This is a genomic window from Pseudomonas sp. 51_B (assembly GCF_017491595.1).
In the GTDB taxonomy this organism is placed as follows: Bacteria; Pseudomonadota; Gammaproteobacteria; order Pseudomonadales; family Pseudomonadaceae; genus Aquipseudomonas; species Aquipseudomonas promysalinigenes.
This window is the reverse complement of sequence record NZ_JAFGYW010000300.1, coordinates 1-475: the sequence shown is the minus strand read 5'-3', so window position 1 is coordinate 475 and position 475 is coordinate 1. Positions and strand designations below refer to the sequence as shown.

The following is a 475-nucleotide window of genomic DNA, read 5'->3' as shown; positions in this document are numbered from 1 at the left end:
CCACGGGACTCGCCGACAGCGGCGACGATCACGTCAGCATCCTTCGCCGCTTTCACCGCTTCGTCGATCAGCACGCTGGCCGGGCGCGGGTCATCGACCACTTCCGGGGCATCGAAGTTGAGGAAGTTCAGGTAGTCGAGGACCTTCTTGTCGCCCGTGATGTTGGCGCCACGGGCGTAGATCAGGTTGGCCTTGTCGCCGATCACCGCACTCATGCCGTCGAACAAAGTGACCGATTGCGCCGGGCGCCCGGCGGCGGCCCAGCTGCCCATCATGTCGATCGGCGCTTTTGCCAATGGACCGACCAGCGCGATTTTCGCGTCTTTCTTCAGCGGCAGGGTTTCGTTGTGGTTCTTCAGCAGCACCAGACTGCGCCGCGCCACTTCGCGGGCCTCGGCGCGGTGCAAGCGACTCTCGGCGTAGGTATCGGCCGGGTCATCCTCGGCCTTGCCGATGCGCAGGTACGGGTCCTTGA

At 64.6% G+C, this 475-nt stretch carries 1 protein-coding gene; it reads right to left on the bottom strand.

Translation table 11 applies throughout. The annotated features are described in order from the left end of the window. A partial coding sequence (locus J5M56_RS24930; RefSeq protein WP_207938052.1) for a glycoside hydrolase family 3 C-terminal domain-containing protein occupies nucleotides 1-475 on the bottom strand: 475 nt, incomplete at both ends.